We start from the raw sequence: 20,223 nt of genomic DNA, 5'->3' as shown, positions 1-20,223 counted from the left end.
TGGCGGTGTCAAGTCGTTGCTGCCGAAAGATCTGGCCGAAGGGTTAATTGCCCGCGCCGCACCTGCGGGTCATGTCGACATGCGGAATGCCGTCTTCGAGATATTCCACCGAAACGGTCTCAAAGCCCAGCGACCGGTAGAAGCTCTCCAGATGCGCCTGCGCAGACAGATCGATGACACCCGAGGGCAGGATTTCCTCGACTTTTTCGATCCCCGCAAGCATCAGTTTCCGGCCGAGTCCCGTTCCCCGCGCCGACGGCGCGATGACGACACGACCGATCCTCGCCGTTCCGGCTTGAACATCTTCCGTGACACGAACGGTCCCGATCAGCGCGTTGGAGGACCTGTCACGTACGAGCAGATGCAGCGCCTCCGGATCCTTGCCGTCAATGTCCTGGTAAAGCGAGGTCTGTTCGATGACAAAGACATCCTGCCGGAGCTTGAGCAGATCATGCACATCGAGCGGCGACATCTGCTGCAACCGGCACCATCTTGCGCTTTGGGTCGTTTCGAATTCCATTGTGATACTCAGTTCGCGCCGGATATGCGGCGATAGGTCACGAAGGTGAAGCCGGCACTGTCTCTTTCCGTCCGGTCTCCCGGGACCCGGTTCACCTCTTCCCAGGCCGCGGGGTCTATTGACGGGAAACGCGTGTCACCGTCCGGTTCCGCGTCGACTTCGGTTATCTCCAGACGGGCCGCCTTGCCGATCGCCTGTGCGTAGATCTGGCCGCCACCAATGCAGAAGATCTCGTCCACGCCAAGATCACCGGCAAGCCTCTCGGCCGTTTCAAGCGCCATCGGCCAGGATGTCGCCGTGTCGACGTCCTCGGGTGCGTAGTCTGGATCGCGCGAGATCACCACGTGGGGACGCCCCGGCAAGGGACGCCCGCCAAAGGACAGAAAAGTCTTGCGCCCCATGATCACCGGTTTTCCGAGCGTGAGGCGCTTGAAATGCTTCAGGTCGGACGACAGCTGCCAGGGCATGTCGTTGTCCGCGCCGATGACGCCGTTGCGGGCAACGGCGGCAATGAGAACCAGGTCAGGCAAGTGGGTCTCCGAATCCCGTTTCCTTTTCGAAGTGCGCCTCCTAGCATAAAACGCGGCATGCGGAGAGTTTTTCGCACACTGTTTTCCAGGGCCTGTCGGATTTCACGGTCCGCGCGCGTCCTCGGCGAGAAACCCGGCAGGACAGGAAACTTCAAATGTCAGAACTGATGGAAACCGTATTGATCGAGCGCACCCGGGCCCTGATCCCGGACGAGAAAGTCGAACAGAAAAGGATGTTCGGCTCGACCTGCTTCATGGTCAACGGCAACATGCTTGTGTGCGCATCAAAGCGTGGACTGATGGCGCGTGTGGGCAAGGAGCAGGAAGCAGAAGCCCTGGCCAGGCCGCATGCCTCCCCCTGCAGACCGGCCGGACGGCCGATGCCCGGTTTCATCAAGGTCGAACCGGATGGCATTGAAAGCGACAAGGACCTGAAGATCTGGGTCGACATGGCGCGCGCCTATGTCTGCTCGTTGCCCGCCAAGGCTCCCAAACCGAAACAGAAGCCCGCCGGGAGGAGAGCCTGATGCCGTCACAAGGTTTTTCGCCCGAGACATTTGCGTTTCTGGCCGATCTGAAGGCCAACAATTCGAAGGAATGGTTCGACGCCCACAAGCCGGACTATCAGCGGGTCGTCAAGAAACCCGCCGATGCCCTGCGCGCCGATCTCGCCGAGCGGCTGTCCGCGCTGACCGGTCTTGAAACCGCCTCCAAGCAGTTCCGGATCAACCGGGATCTGAGGTTTTCAAAAGACAAGACCCCTTACAACGCACACATCCGGATGGCTTTCTGGCCGAAGGGCAAGGCCTTCGAAGGCAGGGATGCCCAACCGCCAAGCTTTTTCGTTTCCTTCGAACCCGGCCACATCCGCCTCGGAACCGGCTGCATGGCGTTCTCCAAGGCAGCTCTCGGCTCCTATCTCCAGGCCCTTGAAAGCGGCGGCGGCGGCGAAATTGCCGGCCTCCTGTCAGCGCTGGAGGCAAACGGGTTCGAAAGGTCCACACCGGATCTCGCCAAAGCTCCGCGCGGATTTCCGAAAGACCATGCGCACACCGACCTCGCCCGCCATAAGGGCCTTGCCGTCTGGACAACGATCACGGACACGGCTCCGGCGACGGGCGACAAGACCGCAACCTTCCTCGTCGACACATGGAAACCCACACTGGCTTTCTGGAGCTGGCTCCTGGATCTGTCCAGGACCGCGTGAGCAAGCGGAGGCCAGCGGCCTTGCTGACGCGACCTCACGCGTGGCCCATCCTTCGAGACGGACCTGATGGTCCTCCTCAGGATGAGGTCGTGGTTTTCGGCACCTCCAAAATCCAAAAAAACCGACCTCATCCTGAGGAGCCGCTTCAGCGGCGTCTCGAAGGATGGGCTGCACGCTCGGCAGAACCCAGAACCTGCACGCGCGTCAAGCCTTGTGCAGGTTGGCAAGGATGATTTCCAGCCAGACCCTGGTGGGCGGGATCCAGGCCATCCAGTTGTTGTAGTTGCCGGAATAGATCACCGCCGCGACGTCGGCCTTCGGGCAGACGAACAGCCGCTGGCCGCCATTGCCGAAACCGCCGAACCAGGGCACCGGGCCGCCAAGTGCCGCGTTCTGAGCCTTTCCGCAAAACCAGAAATAGCCGTAGTCAACGCCTTCACCGGTTGCCAGAACAGGACGGAGCGACGCCCGGAGCCAGGCCTCGGGGACAAGGCTGCGCCCGTCCCAGACGCCATCGTTGAGCACGAGACGGCCGATTTTCAGAAGATCGGGCGCGGTCAGCCGGACACCCGAAGCGGACGAGTGCGTGCCATCCTTGCCCGCTGACCACTTGAAGGTCTTGATGCCGAGCGGATCGAACAGGACATCTTTTGCGAAATCCGGCAGCGTTTGCCCTGTCCCCTTTTCGATGATCCTGCCGACCAGGGCCGTGGCACCGCCGCTGTAGATCCAGCGCATTCCCGGCTCCGACACGAGATTTCTCTCCAGTATGTAACGGTAGCGATCCGGGGCGAGCTCCATCGCGATTTCGCTGTTTTCCGGGTCCGTATAGGGCTTCGTCTCGTCCCATTCCATGCCAAGGCTCATCGTCAGCGCATGCTCGATGGTCCGTTCCATCCGGGCCGGGTCCGAGGAAAGGTCCGGATAGTCGGCAAATTCGCTCAGGATCGGCGTGTCGATGCGCGGCACAAGCCCCTTCTCCAGCGCGATGCCGTAGAGCAGGCTAACCAGGCTCTTGGTGATCGACCTGAGGTCGTGCAGCGTGTCGGGTCCGAAGTCCACGTCACCGATCGGCCGGCCCCAATCCTCGTCCGGTCCGTTCCCGTAGCTTTCCAGAATGGTCTCGCCACCCCGCTCGGCAAGCACGACATGCAGGTGCCGCAAGAGGCCCGATTCCACACCGGCGACCAGCTTGCGGCCAATCATCGGATCGAATCCGCGGTTTTCGGCGGCAATCGCGTGAGGCGACAGGGAGATTGCGGCGTCGGGAGAGGTCATGAGCTTTGTCCTGATGGGAAGATGCCGGTGAGCGCAACCGAGAGTGTACACAAGAAAGCGCGCATTTTTGCGTCTGACGTCTAATCAGTCTCCCGGACTTGACCTTCCAGCTGCTGGAAACATCATATCACCACACGAACTTCTCCCTGATCAGGCAAGCCGGAGACGGATTTGGATCGCAGGTCATTCTTGAAAACCACGCTGGCGGGCAGCGCGATTGCAGCTTTTCCGAAGCTGACACTTGCAAAGACATCGGACGATTTCCTTGAGCTGAGAGCCGCGGAAGGCGAAGCGCGCCTTTATGGCGACAAGGGCGGCGCTTCTCCGCTGTGGCTCTACAACGATCGCCTGCCGGGACCGGAAATCCGGGTGAAACAGGGGGAACGGGTCAAGGTCCGCTTCATCAACGAGCTGGACGAACCGACCTCGATCCACTGGCACGGCATCCGCATCGACAATGCGATGGATGGCGTGGCAGGCGTTACGCAACCGGCCGTTCAGCCTGGCGAAAGCTTCGATTACGATTTTGTTGCACCGGACGCCGGAACCTACTGGTACCACGCCCACAACATGAGCTGGAACCAGGTTCCGCGCGGGCTCTCCGGGCCACTCGTCGTCGAGGACCACGACGACCTCTTCTCCGGTGACACCGACATCAATCTTGTGCTGAGCGACTGGCGCCTGGACGAGAACGGTGTACTCGACACGGCCAGCTTTGGCGCGCGGCATGACTTCTCGCATGCGGGACGCCTGGGAAACTGGCTGACGGTCAACGGCGTTTCCCTGCCGGATATTCCGTTGCAAAAGGGCCGCTGGCACAGGTTGCGCCTCATCAACGTGTCCGCCTCGCGGATCCTCGACCTTGCCCCGGAGCGCATGGGCGCGAAGCTGATCGCGCTGGACGGCCAGACCTTGAGCGAACCGCGGGAGGTCCCGGGGATTGTACAGCTGGCCCCGGCACAGCGCATGGATCTTGCCGTGCAGCCAACGGAACCCGGAACTTTTCCTCTCGAAATGATGACCGGACAGCCCTTCGCATTCGCCAACTTCCAGGTTTCTGACGGAGATGGCCGGGACGGTCCGCTCACGCTTCCCCCGGTCAACCGGCTGCCGGAACCGGATCTTGCCGATGCGCTGGAGCTGCCGCTCGTCATGCAGGGCGGTGCCATGGGCGGAATGCGCGCCCTGATGGAGGACCGGTCGGAAGACGAGGTGCGCAAGATGGTTCAGGACGGTCAGTTCTGGACCTTCAACGGGGTCGCCGGCATGCAGGGCGAGCCGATGTTCAATGCAAGGCGCGGCGAGACGATCGTTCTGGAAAGCCGGAACGACACCGGCTTTCCGCACGCGATGCATATCCACGGGCATCACTTCCGCCTGCTGGAAAGGGACGGAGAACCGCTGGACCACCAGGACTGGCGCGACACCTTCACGTCGCAGCCTCAAGAGACGGTCAAGATCGCCTTCGTCGCCGACAATCCCGGCAAGTGGCTGATCCACTGCCACATGCTCGGCCACGCGGCCTCGGGCATGATGACCTGGTTCGAGGTGGTGTGAACGGCCAGTGCTGTAGACGCAGAGGCGCGAATTCTGCTTTTGTGAACCGGCTGTGGTTTCACGAGCCGCAAACATCCGCCGAGCGCCGAGCGCCGAGATGTGTCAGCGTCGTTGAGAAAGCGTCATTGTGCCGGCCGTCGCCAAGCCTGGATGCGAACTTTTCCCCGATTTGTCATCAACTTATGTGAATACGATTGGGCCCGTTCTCGGAATGAGCTCAAATGGGCCGTCTTCGTCAGGTGTGATCCACTGCTGTTCAGCCTGAGATCTCACAGTGTTCGCACGGTGTGGCGATGGGGTGTGACGTTCCCCAGCCGTCATTCCAGACAAGTGAGGTGATGCCGAACGCTGATCTGGAATCCAGAAATCTGCGTGAGCGAAGCGAACACTCTTGAAGATACGACAGGAATAAGCCGCGCCTTCGGCGCGAAATACATCTGGTTTCCGGATGGGCGCGCAGCGCACGCTGCACTTGTCCGGAATGACGGCTACGCCCAGCCTTTTGTCCAGGTTTGCTGCACAAGCATCAAGGCCGGGACCCGGCACCCCCGGTGGTCGAAATCAGGAGAATTCGGAAAAAGGCGTCGAACCCATCACACCGCGATCGGTGCCGCGATATGCGGGTGCGGATCGTAACCGACCAGTTCGAAATCCTCGAACTTGAATGCGAACAGATCCGAGACGTCCGGATTGATCTTCATCTGCGGCAGGGCACGTGGAGTGCGGGTGAGTTGCTCGCGTGCCTGATCGAAATGGTTGGAATAAAGGTGCGCATCGCCGAGCGTGTGCACGAAATCACCCGGTTTCAGGCCGGTGACCTGTGCCACCATCATGGTCAGGAGAGCGTAGGACGCAATGTTGAAGGGGACACCGAGGAACACGTCCGCGGACCGCTGATAGAGCTGGCAGGAGAGCTTGCCCTCCGCGACATAGAACTGGAACAGGGAGTGGCACGGCGGCAGCGCCATCTCGTCGACCAGTGCCGGGTTCCAGGCCGACACGATCAGCCGCCGGCTTTCCGGGCTGGTGCGGATCATCTCAAGCAGTTTCTCGATCTGGTCGATCGAGCGGCCGTCCGGCGCGGGCCATGACCGCCACTGGTAGCCGTAGACGGGTCCGAGTTCGCCGTTGTCGTCCGCCCAGTCATCCCAGATCTTCACACCGTTCTCGTTGAGATAGCGAATGTTGGTATCGCCCGCGAGAAACCAGAGCAATTCGTGAATAATCGACCTGAGGTGCAGCTTCTTGGTCGTGACCACGGGAAAACCGTCGGCGAGATCAAACCGCATCTGGTACCCGAAGACCGACCGTGTGCCTATTCCGGTGCGATCACCCCTGTCGACGCCCTCATCCAGAATTTTCGTCAGGAGGTCGAGATATTGCTGCACGGCAACGCCTTTCGGACGCGGATTTGAGTGGACAGGGCTAACTTCGCAGATTCTGCGAAAAACACATCCCCTGGCCCGCACTTTCCCCAGATCCCGGGGGCGAGGCTGTGGACGATACGCACCGGGCGGGACCTGCGAAACGTCGCCGCAAGCGCAAAACCACTTTCAATTCAGGGCTGAAACACTTATATCAGGCAGGCTGGTTCGCCAGCTATGGCAATAAACTGTCAGTGCAATAAACCTATCGGACCCGGGGGCGGTACCCGGCGCCTCCACCCAAGCCCACGGGGCATTCCACCGGAAGTCACGTGGGTTTCGGCGGGGGCGAAATAGGATCGACGAGGGCGTAAAGACTGTGCTTTTGCTCGGCATTGTACCACCGTTATCGGGCTGTCTTAATAGTTGCAAACGACAACTATGCTATGGACAACGCTGTCGCTGCGTAATGCAGTGCCGGTAGTCCTTTAAAGCCCTGCTGGATTAGCACCGGCAGGCGGGGTTCGAAGGCACCTGGCAACAGAAGCCTTCACTTTTCCGATACCTGAAAACCTGAGGCAAAGCCCGCAAATCGCGGCTTTATGCATGCATTGACTTGGCCTTCTCAGGAAAGACGCATTATTCCGGTATCACTTGGAAAATTGGCTTTTCTTTTTGGCGCCGGGCCGTCAATGTGGGTTATAAGGCACCAAATCAAAGCAAGATTCGACGAGAACTGATGTCTGAAGACCTTCTGCGATACGATATTTTGATCCAGGACGCGCTCAGGGGCGCAGTCAAGAAGATCCTGGCCGAGGTCGGGCGCACCGGACTGCCGGGCGAGCATCATTTCTACATCGCCTTCGACACGAATGCGCCGGGCGTCCGCATCTCCCAGAGACTGAAGGAACGCTATCCGCAGGAAATGACCATCGTGCTGCAGCACCAGTTCTGGGATCTGGCGATCGGCGAACATGCCTTTGAAGTCGGTCTCTCCTTCGGCGGCGTGCCGGAGAAGCTTCTGGTTCCGTTTTCGGCGATCAAGGGGTTCTTTGACCCATCCGTCCAGTTTGCGCTTGAATTTGATCCCGGCAAGACAGCCGAGGAATTGCCAGAGGAACTGCTCGAAGCCGTAGAGGAACTCGCAAAGGCTGAACAGGAACAGTCCGAAAGCGCGACCGGGGGAACCGGTGACGTCAAGGAGGCCGATGCCTCACCACCGGAAAAGGACGATGCCGAGAAACCGGCCGCCAAGGCACCCGAGGGTGATGGCGGCGGAGAAGTCGTGTCCCTTGATGCTTTCCGGAAAAAGACCTGACGATCGGAGACCCGAATGAGCGCGAAAATCGTCAATCTGCGCCAGGCTCGCAAGCGGAAGCAGCGCGAGACCAGGGACAGGGAAGCCGAGGACAATCGCCGCAAATTCGGCCGGACAAAGGCTGAGCGGGACGCCGCGCGCAGACGGCGCGACGAACTGGAAAAGAAGGTCGACGGTCACCGGCTTTCCCCTTCCGGCGACGACAGCACCTGAACCTGATGCCGCTTTTCAAACGGTCCCTGACCCTTCACGGTCACCGCACAAGCCTGGCCCTCGAACCCGAATTCTGGGACGTCGTTGATGCCCACATCAAAGCCGACAAACGGTCGCTCGCAAGCCTGATCGCCGAAATAGACGACAGCCGCGATCCCGAGGATCCGCTTTCTTCAGCCGTCAGGCTTTGGGTTCTCCGGCAACTGAGAGCGACTTGAAGGAAGTTCTTCCGGCCTACTGAGCCCCAGGCAACACAAGCGGTGCGCCGACGTCCTGTGTGATCAGGTCTTCAATCGAAACCGGCGGATCGAGCGGCGGCAGATTGCTGCCCGGCTTGGAAGGCGGCGCCGTGGTGGGGACGGACTGCGTTGTCTGCGGGCCGTCGTCTCCCAGAAGCGCCCGGATCCGCTCCGCGAAAGCTCCGTCATCCCCGTCCTGTTGCAGGTTGCTCTGCTGTCTCGGCAAGGGAGCGGGATCGCTCGGCTGGCCAGCCTCCTCTTCGATCCGCTGTTCAGATTGCTCTTCAAGCGCCCGTGCCTCTTCTTCGAGCCGGAGCCGTTCCAGTTCTTCGGCTGCAAGTGCTGCCGCCTCTGCTTCGCGCACGCGCCGGTCGCTCGCCTGTCTCTGACGTTTCAGTTCGCGCACCAGCCGGTCCCGCTCCAGGATCTCCGCCTGGAGTTTCTCCACACGCTCAACCTCCTGCTCGAAGGCGCGGAGGGTCAGATAGGCGGTGAACGGTGCGATATCGACGCGCCGCTCCGGCGCATCGACAGGCCCCTCGAACAGCAGCCCGACCTGGGGTTCGGCGCCGGTGACCGCATCCTCTCCCGGATCGATCTTCAGCGAGAAATCAGCATCGAGATCGTAAGATCTGAGATCGACCTCGCCCGAGCCGAAGATTTCCGCCCGGGCGGAATCCACCACGACATTGCGTGCACTCAGCCGTCCGCCAACAAGGGTCAGTGTGCCGTCGACGCGGTCGAAGGGCAGGCTGCCTGCGCTCATGTGGTTGACGAAGACTTCCTTGATCCGGTCGTCCTGAAGCTCGAGCCCCGCATCGGCCGCACGCGTGACAAGCGGAAAGGCCTGCGGATTGAGACCGCGGAAATCGCCCGCCTCCATTGAGAACGTACCGCCACCGTTGAGACCTGAAACGATCGCGGAAATCGACCGCCCTGCCCCTTCGAACTCAAGAAACAGATCCAGCGTGCCGGAGGCGACCGCCCGGTTGTCCGGTCTCCAGACCAGTTGGCGGATATCCGCGCGGTCGAGCTTCACCCGCCCGGAGAATGCTGCCTCCGCGTCCGAGCGCTGGACCGACAGGCTCCCGGTCAGACCGCCTCCCGCAAACGCACCGCTCAAGCCATCGAGGCGCAGCAGTGTCGGCGAGAGCCGCATCTCGGCGCGCGGGTTGGAGATTTCAGTCTCCTCATCCAGCAACAGGCGGTCCGCTTCGAACTGAAGCGTCACGTCGAGCCGGTCCAGAAGGGGTGCGCCGAACGGTACGGTTGGCCAGATGCTGGAACCGTCACCGGCGGCAAACCACTGATCGGGGCCCAGAACCAGTTCGGTCAGGCCAGGCAGGTCCGCCTGACTTGCCGCAAGACGTCCGCTGAAACGGCGATTGCGTTCGCCCGGCGCCGGTTCAAGGTCACCGGCCAGAGCGCCCTCGAATGCGGTTTCGCCGACGGTCCCCGTCGCATCGCTGATCTCAAGCTCGCTCCCGCGCCCCGCGAGATTGAAGGAGATTTCGGCCGGGAGGGTTCCCGTCATGACAGGCAGAACCCGGCCGGCCATCAAGGCAAGCGGTGCCAGGTCATCGGTCTTCGCCGTGACAGCGGCGTCAAACTCCGTGTCGGCGTTGCGCGCCATGACCAGGGCGCCGTCCGCCGACAGCTCGGACGTCCCGATCGTGGCATCGACTTCAACGGTCAGCTTTTCCGATGGAACGCCTGACGCGATCACGTATAGCCGTCCGCCGTCATTTTCGTTCAAGGGGACGATATCGAAACCCAGTTGCTGCAGCAGCTTGCCGCCATCCGGTCCCCTGAGCCCGACCGAAAGCTGCAGTTCGGCATCACGCCAGTCGTCGACACGCCCCTTCAACCCGGCACTGAAAGCGGCTTCCGCGCCACCGGCGAAGCCGTCGAGCGTGAGTGTCATATCCGTCTCGCCGCCACGCGCCGCGGCTTTGAGCTCACCCTGGAAATTAGCCGGCACCAGGCTACTTGCTGCCTTCTCCAGGCGGCCCGCAAGGACGCTTTCCGGAAACACGCTTCCCGCCAGTGCGACCAGGCCGGACAGGTCCCGTGCCTCCAGTTCACCGGCGATGGCACCTTCAGGAGCGGAAAAGAGGTTTTGAATTGCCCCCGTCACGTCCAGGCGCGCGCCCGCAAGATCCTCTGCGAAGAGCCGGTCGATCCGGACCCCTCCGTCTGCATAGTCTGCTTCCAGGGCCAGTCCCTTGCCGTCAACCCCGCGCGCGACGACTTCCTTGGCACGCAGACGCACCGAAACATTCAGCTCGGGCGCGTTGTCGGATGCGCCGTCGGCATCCGCCTGGGGACGCATGATGGCAGCGATATTCTCGATCGCGTCGAGATCCAGCCGGTCCGCCTCCAGGTTCAGCGAAAACTCGTCGGCCCCGCTTCGCGGCTTGCGGTAGGCAAGACCGCCCCGTGCTTCCGACCCGGCAAGCGTAAGCCGCAGATTGTTGAGCGCGGCCCCTTCCGGAAGAAGATTCAGCCGTCCCTCAAGCGCAATCGGCTCCATGGCGGAGGCGCTGCCCTCTTTCTGCCGCCACCAGCCCAGGAAGGAACCGGGCTGATCGGAACTTATGGACAGGGCCCCGCGGTAGCTCATTGCCGGTTCAAGACCGAGATCTCCCTGGGTCGCGACCAGGGTCCGCCCGGGCAAACGGCCGGCAAGCCGCGCAACCCGCCAGCCGCCCAGCATCGTTTCCAGGTCGAGCCTAACATTCTGGATAATACCGCCACCTGCAACAACCGCGGGCACATCGAGCGAGATCGCGCCGTCAATGGGCGGCAGGGGCACGGCGCGCAGCGCGGAGATCAGCTGCCCACCCGCTGAATTGATCTCCACGGGGTCCTGGGGGCCGCCGCCAAGGAGGCGGTCGAGATCCACCTGCTTTGACCGCGCCCGAACCTCAAATCGCTTGTCACCGGCATAGACCAGGTCGGCGCTGCCGCTGACACTGAGACGCCTGTCCTCCGGTCCGTATCTGAACTCGAATTCGGGCACGGCCACCTCGGCGATATCCGCCGTGAAGCGGCCTTCGGACGACCAGCTCTTGCCGGTGTCTTCGTCGAGCACGATGGAAGCGATGTTGAAGGTACCGTCGAACGCCGGGGCTGCGTCTGTCTGCTGCAGCATCCCGTCAAAAGCGAAGTTGACCGCCCAGTCGATCGGCGTCAGTTCGCCCTTGATCCGGATCCCGAGGTCCTCCTGGGCGCGGCCCGTGGCGATGGTCAGGTTATACGGCGCGCCTTCGAGCGTCAGGCTGCCGGTTGCCTTGAAAGGTCCGGCAAGAGACCGGGCACTGACGGCAAGATTGCCGTCGTCGATCCGGTGGGTCTCTCCGGACCGGGCATCGACAATGGAAAGCGCACCGTCGCGAATGGTGATTTTTTCAAAGGCAACGTCTTCGGGCGGAAGGTTGGCCAGCGCGCCATCCGACGTGCGCGCGGTCAGCCAGTCCAGCCGGCCGCTTTCATCGAGCGAGAGGGCCAGATGGGGCCTGTCAAGCTCCATGTCGATGACCCGGATTTCCCCTTTCAGAAGCGGCGGCAACTCGATGCGGACGTTGAATTGCGACACGACGAGGAGCGGGTCCTCGGCTTCGCCGACGCGCACATCGGAAAAACTGAGCGACGGTGCGGGCAGAAGGCGCAGATCCGCCTCCCCGAGCACCGTGACCTTGTGTCCGAGCGCACGCTCCGCATAGGTTTCGAACGTGGATCGGTAAACAGTCCAGTCAATAAAAAACGGCCCTACCAGCGCTGCCACGAGCACCAGAATGACGGAAATTCCCAACGTGATGTAAACGGAGTTCAGGCCTTGTCTCCTTGCTCACCAAAGTCACCGGCCCCAGCGCGGGACACCTTTTGCACCTTTCCTCTTTCGCAAACAGCCGGCCGGAAAGCTGCAATGACCCCCTTACACATAAACCATCGCGGTTAAAACGAGCTTATTGAACTGATTCGATACAATATCATGACTGCGGCAGGATCTTGCCCGGATTCATCAAATTGTGCGGATCGAGCGCCTCCTTGATGGACTGCATCAGTTCAAGTGCGTCTCCATGCTCACGTTTCATGAATTTCTGCTTGCCCTGGCCGACACCATGCTCGCCCGTGCAGGTCCCTTCCATGTCGAGCGCGCGGATGGCAAGACGTTCAATGAAGGCCTCGCACGTCTTCATCTCATCCGGATTCTCCGGATCCACCAGCACCTGTACGTGGAAGTTGCCGTCGCCTACATGTCCGACAATGGGCGCGAGAAGCCCTTCGGCCTCGATGTCGGCAGCAGTCTGGGTGACACATTCGGCAAGCCGGGAAATCGGTACGCAAACATCCGTCGCGACAACCTGCGCCTCCGGCCTGAGCCCGCGGCCTGACCAGTAGGCATCATGCCGGGCTGCCCAGAGTTTCGAACGGTCTTCTGCCGCTGTCGCCCAATTGAAGGGGCCGCCGCCGAATTCCTCCGCAATGGCGGAGAAGGTTTCCGACTGTTCGTTCACGCCGGCCTCCGAGCCGTGAAATTCAAGAAACAGCGTCGGAGTTTCCGCAAGGTCCAGCTTCGAATAGGAATTGCAGGCCCGCACCTGCATGCTGTCGAGCAACTCGATACGCGCGACCGGCAACCCCATCTGGATTGTCATGATGACCGCCTGGCAGGCGGACTGGACATCGGGAAACGGGCAGACCCCGCCCGAGATCGCTTCCGGTTGACCGTGCAGGCGCAGGGTCAGTTCGGTGATGACCCCCAGCGTTCCCTCGCTGCCCACGAACAGCCGCGTCAGGTCATACCCGGCCGACGACTTCCGCGCACGGCCGCCCGTGCGGATGATGTTGCCGTCTGCGGTAACCACGGTGAGCGCGAGCACCGCATCCTTCATGGTCCCGTAACGGACCGCGTTGGTTCCCGATGCCCGTGTTGCCGCCATGCCGCCCAGACTGGCGTCGGCGCCCGGATCGATCGGGAAGAAGAGCCCGGTATCCCTGATATAGCTGTTGAGCTGCTTGCGCGTGACACCGGCCTCGACACGGCAGTCGAGATCTTCCGAATTCACTTCAAGAACATTATTCATCCTGCTGAGATCAATTGATATTCCGCCTTCAGGCGCATTCACGTGACCTTCCAGCGAGGTGCCCGTTCCGAAAGGGATGACCGGCACGTTGGCCGCCGCGCAGATCTTGACCGTTTCGGCAACCTCTTCCGTCGTTTCCGCGAAAACCACGGCGTCCGGCGGCTGGTTCTCGAGCCAGGTCGTCGTGTGACCGTGCTGCTCCCGGAGCGCCTGCGAGGTGGCACAACGGTCCGTGAACCGGGCCTTCAGTTTGTCGATCACGCCCGCAACGCTTCCGCTCGGGTCGTCTGAGTGCATCACATTTGCTTCGATCGCCATCGCTGACCGTCATCCTTCCTGCGGGCCGGACCTTGGCCCCCGTGTCAGGTGTGAATATGTTAGCGGAACACAAAAAGGTCAAAGCCAAATCCGGCTTTTGCCGCAGAGCGTTGCCACGCATTCGCAAAGGAGAGCCGAATGACCGCAGATTGGGGTGACGGGCTGGTCAGGAGTGCCGTGATGACGGTGAAGGATGACTGGATCGACTATAACGGCCATCTCAACATGGCTTACTACAACGTTCTGTTCGATACCGCCGTCGACCAGGTCTTCGAAAGGTTGGGGATGGGACCGGGATATCTGAAGGAACGCGGAGCGTCGTTTTTCACCGCCGAGGTTCACGTGTGCTACCTCCGCGAACTCAGCGCCGGGATGCCGGTTGTCGGAACCCTTCAGCTGCTCGATTTCGATTCCAAGCGGGCCCATTTCTTCCAGGAGCTGCGCCACGCCGACGAAGACTGGCTCTCGGCAACATCGGAACAGATGAGCCTGCACGTCGACATGGCGGCCCGCAAGGTCGCTCCCTGGCCCGAGGACATACGCGCCAATCTGGCCGCGCTTGCCGGCGCCCAGGCCGCGCTCCGAAGACCGGAAAGAGCCGGCAGGCGCATCGAGATCGTGAAAAAGGCGACATGAGTACAAATTAGGGTGATTTTCGCCGTTTGAAGCGCAAGTAGACCTGTTCTTTAACGCCGACTCGGGCAGAATGGATGCCGATAGGCAATGCGATCATTTTCCCGGCCCTACTTATGCGCAAAATAATTGAAACTGCGGGTCAACTACCGGAAATCCTTATCAGCTGGATCACGCCCAACGTGCGCCAGTTCAGGGCAAACAAGCTGCCGCTCGTCTGGCTGCTGGCGATCCTGGTGGGGGCCCTGGTGGCTCTCGCGGCAATTGCGTTCAGAACGGCCATCGGGCTCATCCAGTGGCCGTGGCTGAGGACGACCACGGAGTTCACCATACACGCGGCGCTCCAGCAGCCCTGGTATTACATCCTTTTGGCGCCGGTTGTCGCCGGCGCGGTGGTCGGCTGGATCCTGCACAAGTATCACCCGTACCAGCGCGCAGGCGGCGTTGCCGACGTCATCGAGGCACGCGCCTATGGCGGCCGCGGCCTGCCGCTCAAGGCCGGCCTGTGGTCTGCGCTGGTGACCGCCATTTCCCTTGGCGGAGGCGCCAGTGCAGGCCGTGAAGGCCCGGTCGTGCACCTGGGCGCGACCCTTGGCACCGCAGTGTGCCAGTTCTTCAACCTGCCGGATTCCGCGCGCCGCATGCTGCTCGCCTGCGCCGTTGCCAGCGGCGTCTCAGCGTCGTTCAACGCCCCGATCGCAGGTGTCCTGTTTGCCCACGAAGTGGTGCTGGCCCACTATGCGGTGTCCGCCTTCGTCCCCATCGTTCTGGCGTCGGTCGTCGGGACGCTTCTCTCGCGGCTCTGGTTCGGCAATGTGGCCGCATTCGAAATTCCGCAATACACCATTACGTCCTATCTCGAGATCCCCGCCTTTGCGCTTCTCGGCCTCACCTGTGCAGCGGTTGCCATCATCTTTCAGTTTGCGCTGATCGGAAGCGACTGGACCGCGCGGAACATCACCATGCCGTTGTGGTTGAGGCCGGTCATCGGCGGTCTTGCGGTCGGCGCCATCGGCGTCTTCTATCCCGAAATTCTCGGCGTCGGATACGAGGCAACCGATCTTGCCTTGAAGCAGGAACTGACGATCAACACGATGCTCACGCTCCTGGTGGTCAAGACAGCGGCAACCGCCATCACGCTGGCATCGCGCTTTGGCGGCGGCATTTTCTCGCCCTCCCTCTATCTCGGGGCGATGACGGGGGGCGCGTTCGGCCTGATTGCGGCCTCGGTGTTTCCAGAGATGGCGTCCAGTCATGGCCTCTATGCCATTCTCGGGATGGGCGCCGTGGCGGCTGCCGTTCTCGGCGCTCCGTTTTCGACCACGGTGATCGTCTTTGAGCTGACCGGCGGGTATGCGCTTTCGATCGCCCTTCTGCTCTCCGTTTCGATCGCGACCGGTTTGACGCAGGCTGTCCATGGCAAGTCCTATTTCCACTGGCAACTCGGCATGCGCGGCTGTTTCGTCAATGAAGGTGCGCACCAGTTCCTAAGCGAAACCGTGAAGGTGCGCGACTTCATGGATCCGCCGCCCGATACGGAAGAAGACCGGGTGTTCAACCCGGGCGAAGACGGCCCGTATCTGCATGACACGGACACGCTGGAGAGTGCTCTGAAAAGCTTCGATTCCTGCGGCAAGGCAACCCTGCCCGTCGTCCGCCACGGGGACGCGACCGAAGTCATCGGCCTCGCCCGGCACGTCCGGGGCCTGCGCTACTTCAACGCCGCCCTCATCAAGGCCACCAAGGAAGAACATCACTGACCGTGGTTTGCACTTCCCCGGTTCCCCTCTCCCCTCGGGAGAGGGTCAGGGTGAGGGGGCAAACGTCTGAGAAGCATTTATGGATCTGTTCCCTCACCCGGCCTTGCAGGCCGACCTCTCCCACAGGGAGAGGTGACCGGATTTGCGGTTGGTTCAGGGTTTGTTGCACCCATCATCGCCTCTGCGGGCGAACGGCGTGAGGTCCGGCAAACGGACCAGACGGTTAAACGGCTCAGATCGCCTCTGTCGCATTTTCCAGCCAGACGCGTTCCTTCGCGCCGACAAGCGGACCGATCTCTTCCCGTACGCGGGCATGATAGCGGTTCAGCCAGTCGCGCTCGGCGCCCGTCAGAAGAGACACATCAACAAGGCGGAGGTCCATCGGCACGAGCGTGATCGTTTCAAAGCCGAGCATCGGCCGCTCACCACCGGCAATATCCCCGGCTTCGGTAACGATCTCCAGGTTCTCGATGCGGATACCGTATTCGCCTGCCGGGTAATAGCCCGGCTCGTTGGAAAGGATCATTCCGGGTTTCAAGGGCACGGTGCCGGTCTTGGCGATACGCTGCGGTCCCTCATGGACGCCGAGATAGGCCCCGACACCATGTCCGGTGCCGTGATCGAAGTCGAGACCGGCCTTCCAGAGATCGATCCTGGCGAGCGTATCGAGTTGCGCGCCGCTCGTACCCTCCGGAAAACGCGCCGTCGAGATTGCGATATGCCCCTTCAGGACAAGCGTGAAGTGCCTTTTCATGTCTGCATTGACGTCGCCGACCGCAAGCGTTCGGGTGATGTCGGTGGTCCCGTCCTCGTATTGACCGCCAGAATCGATCAGGAACGGCTTGCCGACGGGAACCTTCAGGTTGCTCGAGCGGCTGACACGGTAGTGACAGATCGCGCCGTTGGAGGCCGCCGCCGAGATCGTGTCGAAGGAAATGTCCTTCAGGACACCGGTTGCGCGCCGGAATTCCTCCAGCTTTTCCGCGACCTGGATCTCGTCGAGGTCACCTTTCGGTGCCGCCTCGTCGAACCAGCACAGAAATCCGACATAGGCAGCGGCGTCACGGAGATGCGCATTTCGCGCGCCCTGAAGTTCCGTTTCGTTTTTGACCGCTTTCGGCAACAGGACCGGGTCCTGCGCCTCGATCAGGCTGCCGCCGGCCTCCGTGATCGCGTCGGCGATCCCGATACCGGCAAGCGCCGGATCGATCATGACCTTTGCACCGGCCTTGCCGAGGTCACTCAGGCCCTTGTGGAACGCCCCAGGTTCGGAGAGGTCGGTGAGCTCGGAAAGCGCATCCCGGACGGAATTGGACAGTTTCCGGCCGTCGATGAACAGCGACGGCTTGCCGGACGCCGGCACGGTCGCGAAGGACAGAGGCAAAGGCGTATGATCGACGTCGGACCCACGGATGTTGAACAGCCAGGCAATGGAATCGGGCTGTGTCAGAACGCAGGCATCGGCTTTCTTGTCGTTGAGAACGGCCTGTATTTCCGAGATCTTGTCTCCGGATGCCTTGCCGGCCAGCTCCAGCGGATATAGCGACACTTGTCCGACCGGGGCTGCGGGCCGGTCTTCCCAGACCGCATCGACAGGATTTTCATTCAGCGTGACAAGTTCCGCGCCCGCGTCCTCGCACACGGACCGCAGCCGGCGCACCTCGCGAACCGTGTGCAGCATCGCGTCGATGCCGAGCTTCTGTCCGGGCCGCAAATTGTCCTTCAGCCACTCGGAAACCGGCTCATTGATAAGATGACGGGCTGCAAAGACATCAAGGTCGACCTGATCGCGCACCTGGATGGTGTAGCGTCCGTCCACGAAGATCGCGGCAGCGTCGCCCAGGACCGCTGCAACACCGGCCGAACCGGTGAATCCCGTCAGCCACTGCAAGCGGCAGTCGTTCGGCGGAACGTATTCGCCCTGATGCGCATCCGCGCGCGGGATGAGAAAGCCGTCGAGACCGAGGCGGGCAAGTTCGGCCCTGAGAAGCGCTGCATGCGGCGCTCCGCAGGAGGGATCACTGAGATCGTCGAAGGACTGAAACATGCCCGGCACGGTAGTGTGCCCCTCAACCGGGATCAACCCGGATATTTTTCAGAATGCGTGCCTTTACAATCGGCTCGCAAATCCCTTGTGCAACGCGGCATTTCTTCTCGCATATGCGAAATATGCAAGCCTGTCATGCATTTGGAGGCCTACCTGAACAAGCCGGCAGACTGCATATAGGGAACAACAACGAATAAAGACGTTTCTCCCTAGGGAAGCTCTTGAACTTCAAATGGGAATGATCACGATGACTATCGCAACCACGACTTCGACCCGTACCGGCAGCAGCTTTGTCCGTCGCGCTTTCGACCGCATGGTCGAAGCCCGGTCCAGCCAGGCGCGCCGCTATGTCAACGGCTACCTGCTGTCCCTCGACGACGCAACGCTCGCAGCGCACGGCTACGACCGCAAGCAGCTGGAACGTGAAGGGTCCCTGACCAACCCGTTCTAAGGGGCTCAGGCGCTTAACAAAGCACTGTGCACACGAAAAGGGTCTGCCGATCGATCGGCAGACCCTTTTGTTTTTTCCATCTCACGCTGGTCGTCAGGCCTGCTTTCGTCCCCTGACAAGGGTCAGTGTCAGCCAGCCGCCTTTCTCGCGCCGGCGATCCAGAACGAAGCCCTGGCAGCGATACGCGGACAGGATGCGCGGACCGTCTTCAATCCGAAGGCCGGACAGAACCAGCGTCGCGGTCCGGGTCATCTGCTCGCCGATGGATTTCGACATGCGCATGAGCGGCCGCGCCAGTATGTTGGCAATCACAAGGTCAAACGGCCCGTATTCGCCGAACCGCCGGTCCTCGACCCCGTTTGCCGTAAAGCCGGATACCAGATGCCCGGCCTCATTCAGCCTGGCATTCTCCAGGGCGGTTCTGGTCGCGACCGGGTCGATATCGGTTGCCAGCACCGTCTGTCTGGCCTTGAGCGCAGCGGCGATTGCCAGGACCCCCGTCCCGGTGCCGAGATCCAGAATGCGATCATATTCACGCAACGACAGCAGCCGGTCGATTTCCTCAAGGCACCCGGCAGTGGTGCCGTGGTGACCCGTCCCGAAGGCGAGCGCCGCCTCGATTTCAAGACCGATCGCGCCCGGCGGCACCTTGTCCCGGTCATGGCTGCCGTGCACCAGAAACCGTCCCGCGCGCACGGGCTTCAGGCCCTCCAGGCTCTTTTCCACCCAGTTGATATCCGGCAGTTCCTCTGCCTCGACCGGTGCCGCAAACGCATCGCTGCCGACCCGGTCGAGAACCAGTTCCCTCGCCGCGTCGGCTTCCATGTCGAACAACAGGATTTCGGCTGACCAGAACTTGCCGTCCTCGGAAGCCTCGTAAATCGTGACCGGGTTGCCTTCGTCTTCGAAGGCCTGCGCGAGGATCTCCGAAATCCGTTTCGCTTCAAGTTCTTCAGCCACGATCTGAACGCGGATGGTTTTCATGCCGGTGTCTGCCAAGATGATTTTGTCGAGGCGTGCGGTATAGCCTTGCAGGTGGAAACACGCCAGCGTCAAAAACAATTGACTGGTCAAATTCGCGAACTGCGCCATGATTCCGGGGAGCGGAGGTGTGTGATGATCGGGAAATGGCTGAAAATTTCAACGCTTCGGGCAGGACAGCTGTTTGCAGTTCTGCTTTTGTGCATTGCTGCGGTCTCGGGCGGTGTCCGCGCGGACACGTCCAACGATGACCTGTTCGAAGCGTTGAAAAACGCGCCGAACGAGAAGGAAGCAAGGCTGATCGAGACCGAGATCTGGGAAGCCTGGATCGACGCGGCACCCACCTCTGAACTGCGCGAGCAGGTCGAAAGCGCCATGCGCATGCGCGGTGAATACAACTATCAAGGCGCACGCGAAGTCCTCGACAAGGTGGTGGCCGAGGCACCGGAATATCCCGAGGGTTGGAACCAGCGGGCTTTCATCCTGTTCCTGCAGGGTGACTACGAAGCCAGCCTGGCGGATATCAAGCGTGTCCTGGAACTTGAGCCCCGGCACTTTGGCGCGCTTTCAGGCCAGGCGATGATCTACATCACCCAGGGCCGCGCCGAACTCGCCCAGAAAACACTACGAGACGCTGTCAATGTGCATCCATACCTTAAGGAACGCGCGCTTCTGATCAAACCGAAGGGTGTTGATCTCTAAGGGGTTGGCCGGAAT

Annotated in this window: 18 protein-coding genes and 1 other RNA gene; 11 read left to right on the top strand and 8 right to left on the bottom strand. The window is 61.4% G+C overall.

Going from position 1 to position 20,223, the window contains the following annotated elements; genetic code table 11:
* Window positions 1–43: 43 nt before the first annotated feature.
* Window positions 44–520 (bottom strand): GNAT family N-acetyltransferase, encoded by a 477-nt coding sequence (locus ACO08A_RS19840; protein WP_422037665.1) that lies wholly within the window; start codon window positions 518–520, stop codon window positions 44–46.
* An 8-nt stretch (window positions 521–528) separates the two neighbouring features.
* Window positions 529–1,050 carry a dihydrofolate reductase gene (locus tag ACO08A_RS19835; RefSeq protein ID WP_422037664.1) on the bottom strand — a complete coding sequence of 174 codons (522 nt, stop codon included), beginning with the start codon at window positions 1,048–1,050 and terminating at the stop codon, window positions 529–531.
* 155 nt (window positions 1,051–1,205) lie between these two features.
* Here ACO08A_RS19835 and ACO08A_RS19830 point away from each other — a divergent pair, with 155 nt between their 5' ends.
* Both ACO08A_RS19830 and ACO08A_RS19825 read left to right on the top strand, forming a co-directional pair.
* Window positions 1,206–1,577: a TfoX/Sxy family protein gene (locus ACO08A_RS19830; protein ID WP_422037663.1), complete on the top strand. Its 372-nt coding sequence runs from the start codon at window positions 1,206–1,208 to the stop codon at window positions 1,575–1,577.
* Window positions 1,577–2,257, top strand: a complete 681-nt coding sequence (locus ACO08A_RS19825; protein WP_422037662.1) for a DUF2461 domain-containing protein — start codon at window positions 1,577–1,579, stop codon at window positions 2,255–2,257. The genes ACO08A_RS19830 and ACO08A_RS19825 overlap by 1 nt, the downstream gene beginning before the upstream one ends.
* A gap of 204 nt (window positions 2,258–2,461) precedes the next feature.
* On the opposite strand, the gene ACO08A_RS19820 is transcribed toward ACO08A_RS19825, so the two are convergent.
* Window positions 2,462–3,535 carry a serine hydrolase domain-containing protein gene (locus tag ACO08A_RS19820; protein ID WP_422037661.1) on the bottom strand — a complete coding sequence of 358 codons (1,074 nt, stop codon included), beginning with the start codon at window positions 3,533–3,535 and terminating at the stop codon, window positions 2,462–2,464.
* Between the two features lie 189 nt (window positions 3,536–3,724).
* Here ACO08A_RS19820 and ACO08A_RS19815 point away from each other — a divergent pair, with 189 nt between their 5' ends.
* On the top strand, window positions 3,725–5,092 hold the full coding sequence (locus tag ACO08A_RS19815) for a multicopper oxidase family protein (RefSeq protein WP_422037660.1): 1,368 nt from the start codon (window positions 3,725–3,727) through the stop codon (window positions 5,090–5,092).
* 593 nt (window positions 5,093–5,685) lie between these two features.
* On the opposite strand, the gene ACO08A_RS19810 is transcribed toward ACO08A_RS19815, so the two are convergent.
* Window positions 5,686–6,480 (bottom strand): thymidylate synthase, encoded by a 795-nt coding sequence (locus ACO08A_RS19810; RefSeq protein ID WP_422037659.1) that lies wholly within the window; start codon window positions 6,478–6,480, stop codon window positions 5,686–5,688.
* 159 nt (window positions 6,481–6,639) lie between these two features.
* Between ACO08A_RS19810 and ssrA the strand changes: the two genes are divergently transcribed.
* The 4 genes from ssrA to ACO08A_RS19790 all read left to right on the top strand — a co-directional run bounded on the left by ssrA (window position 6,640) and on the right by ACO08A_RS19790 (window position 8,205).
* Window positions 6,640–7,011, top strand: a transfer-messenger RNA (tmRNA) gene (ssrA, locus tag ACO08A_RS19805).
* A 184-nt stretch (window positions 7,012–7,195) separates the two neighbouring features.
* Window positions 7,196–7,774, top strand: a complete 579-nt coding sequence (locus ACO08A_RS19800; RefSeq protein WP_422037658.1) for an SspB family protein — start codon at window positions 7,196–7,198, stop codon at window positions 7,772–7,774.
* A gap of 15 nt (window positions 7,775–7,789) precedes the next feature.
* On the top strand, window positions 7,790–7,987 hold the full coding sequence (locus ACO08A_RS19795) for a DUF4169 family protein (RefSeq protein ID WP_422037657.1): 198 nt from the start codon (window positions 7,790–7,792) through the stop codon (window positions 7,985–7,987).
* 5 nt (window positions 7,988–7,992) lie between these two features.
* A complete protein-coding gene (locus ACO08A_RS19790) occupies window positions 7,993–8,205 on the top strand; it encodes a ribbon-helix-helix domain-containing protein (protein ID WP_422037656.1) in 213 nt (70 codons plus the stop codon).
* 16 nt (window positions 8,206–8,221) lie between these two features.
* On the opposite strand, the gene ACO08A_RS19785 is transcribed toward ACO08A_RS19790, so the two are convergent.
* Both ACO08A_RS19785 and ACO08A_RS19780 read right to left on the bottom strand, forming a co-directional pair.
* The gene (locus ACO08A_RS19785; RefSeq protein ID WP_422037655.1) at window positions 8,222–12,040 is read right to left on the bottom strand and encodes an AsmA family protein; all 3,819 of its coding nucleotides are present in this window, start codon (window positions 12,038–12,040) and stop codon (window positions 8,222–8,224) included.
* Window positions 12,041–12,218: 178 nt separating this feature from the next.
* Window positions 12,219–13,613, bottom strand: coding sequence for an FAD-binding oxidoreductase (locus tag ACO08A_RS19780; protein WP_422041784.1), 1,395 nt, complete (start codon window positions 13,611–13,613; stop codon window positions 12,219–12,221).
* A 159-nt stretch (window positions 13,614–13,772) separates the two neighbouring features.
* Between ACO08A_RS19780 and ACO08A_RS19775 the strand changes: the two genes are divergently transcribed.
* Both ACO08A_RS19775 and ACO08A_RS19770 read left to right on the top strand, forming a co-directional pair.
* Entirely contained in the window at window positions 13,773–14,270 is a 498-nt protein-coding gene (locus ACO08A_RS19775; protein ID WP_422037654.1) for a thioesterase family protein, read from the top strand.
* Window positions 14,271–14,383: 113 nt separating this feature from the next.
* Complete coding sequence (locus ACO08A_RS19770; RefSeq protein WP_422037653.1) at window positions 14,384–16,027, top strand: chloride channel protein; 1,644 nt, start codon at window positions 14,384–14,386, stop codon at window positions 16,025–16,027.
* Window positions 16,028–16,259: 232 nt separating this feature from the next.
* On the opposite strand, the gene ACO08A_RS19765 is transcribed toward ACO08A_RS19770, so the two are convergent.
* Window positions 16,260–18,074, bottom strand: a complete 1,815-nt coding sequence (locus tag ACO08A_RS19765) for an aminopeptidase P family protein (RefSeq protein WP_422041783.1) — start codon at window positions 18,072–18,074, stop codon at window positions 16,260–16,262.
* A gap of 247 nt (window positions 18,075–18,321) precedes the next feature.
* On the opposite strand from ACO08A_RS19765, the gene ACO08A_RS19760 reads away from it, so the two are divergent.
* Window positions 18,322–18,525, top strand: coding sequence for a hypothetical protein (locus ACO08A_RS19760; protein ID WP_422037652.1), 204 nt, complete (start codon window positions 18,322–18,324; stop codon window positions 18,523–18,525).
* A 93-nt stretch (window positions 18,526–18,618) separates the two neighbouring features.
* Here the strand turns inward: ACO08A_RS19760 and ACO08A_RS19755 are convergent, their stop codons facing one another.
* Entirely contained in the window at window positions 18,619–19,509 is an 891-nt protein-coding gene (locus ACO08A_RS19755; protein WP_422037651.1) for a 50S ribosomal protein L11 methyltransferase, read from the bottom strand.
* A 132-nt stretch (window positions 19,510–19,641) separates the two neighbouring features.
* Between ACO08A_RS19755 and ACO08A_RS19750 the strand changes: the two genes are divergently transcribed.
* The gene (locus tag ACO08A_RS19750; RefSeq protein ID WP_422037650.1) at window positions 19,642–20,208 is read left to right on the top strand and encodes a tetratricopeptide repeat protein; all 567 of its coding nucleotides are present in this window, start codon (window positions 19,642–19,644) and stop codon (window positions 20,206–20,208) included.
* Window positions 20,209–20,223 lie beyond the last annotated feature (15 nt).

Source organism: Roseibium sp. (assembly GCF_965232425.1).
Classification (GTDB): Bacteria; Pseudomonadota; Alphaproteobacteria; order Rhizobiales; family Stappiaceae; genus Roseibium.
This window is presented reverse-complemented; position numbering and strand designations above follow the sequence as displayed.

What these genes read in the sequence shown, in the direction of transcription:
- ACO08A_RS19800 (WP_422037658.1), top strand. Translation starts at nt 7,196, where the DNA reads ATGTCTGAAGACCTTCTGCGATACGATATTTTGATCCAGGACGCGCTC.
- ACO08A_RS19830 (WP_422037663.1), top strand. Translation starts at nt 1,206, where the DNA reads ATGTCAGAACTGATGGAAACCGTATTGATCGAGCGCACCCGGGCCCTG.
- ACO08A_RS19820 (WP_422037661.1), bottom strand. Translation starts at nt 3,535, where the DNA reads ATGACCTCTCCCGACGCCGCAATCTCCCTGTCGCCTCACGCGATTGCC.
- ACO08A_RS19840 (WP_422037665.1), bottom strand. Translation starts at nt 520, where the DNA reads ATGGAATTCGAAACGACCCAAAGCGCAAGATGGTGCCGGTTGCAGCAG.
- ACO08A_RS19790 (WP_422037656.1), top strand. Translation starts at nt 7,993, where the DNA reads ATGCCGCTTTTCAAACGGTCCCTGACCCTTCACGGTCACCGCACAAGC.
- ACO08A_RS19765 (WP_422041783.1), bottom strand. Translation starts at nt 18,074, where the DNA reads ATGTTTCAGTCCTTCGACGATCTCAGTGATCCCTCCTGCGGAGCGCCG.
- ACO08A_RS19795 (WP_422037657.1), top strand. Translation starts at nt 7,790, where the DNA reads ATGAGCGCGAAAATCGTCAATCTGCGCCAGGCTCGCAAGCGGAAGCAG.
- ACO08A_RS19760 (WP_422037652.1), top strand. Translation starts at nt 18,322, where the DNA reads ATGACTATCGCAACCACGACTTCGACCCGTACCGGCAGCAGCTTTGTC.
- ACO08A_RS19780 (WP_422041784.1), bottom strand. Translation starts at nt 13,613, where the DNA reads ATGCACTCAGACGACCCGAGCGGAAGCGTTGCGGGCGTGATCGACAAA.
- ACO08A_RS19770 (WP_422037653.1), top strand. Translation starts at nt 14,384, where the DNA reads ATGCGCAAAATAATTGAAACTGCGGGTCAACTACCGGAAATCCTTATC.
- ACO08A_RS19825 (WP_422037662.1), top strand. Translation starts at nt 1,577, where the DNA reads ATGCCGTCACAAGGTTTTTCGCCCGAGACATTTGCGTTTCTGGCCGAT.
- ACO08A_RS19750 (WP_422037650.1), top strand. Translation starts at nt 19,642, where the DNA reads ATGATCGGGAAATGGCTGAAAATTTCAACGCTTCGGGCAGGACAGCTG.
- ACO08A_RS19755 (WP_422037651.1), bottom strand. Translation starts at nt 19,509, where the DNA reads ATGAAAACCATCCGCGTTCAGATCGTGGCTGAAGAACTTGAAGCGAAA.
- ACO08A_RS19775 (WP_422037654.1), top strand. Translation starts at nt 13,773, where the DNA reads ATGACCGCAGATTGGGGTGACGGGCTGGTCAGGAGTGCCGTGATGACG.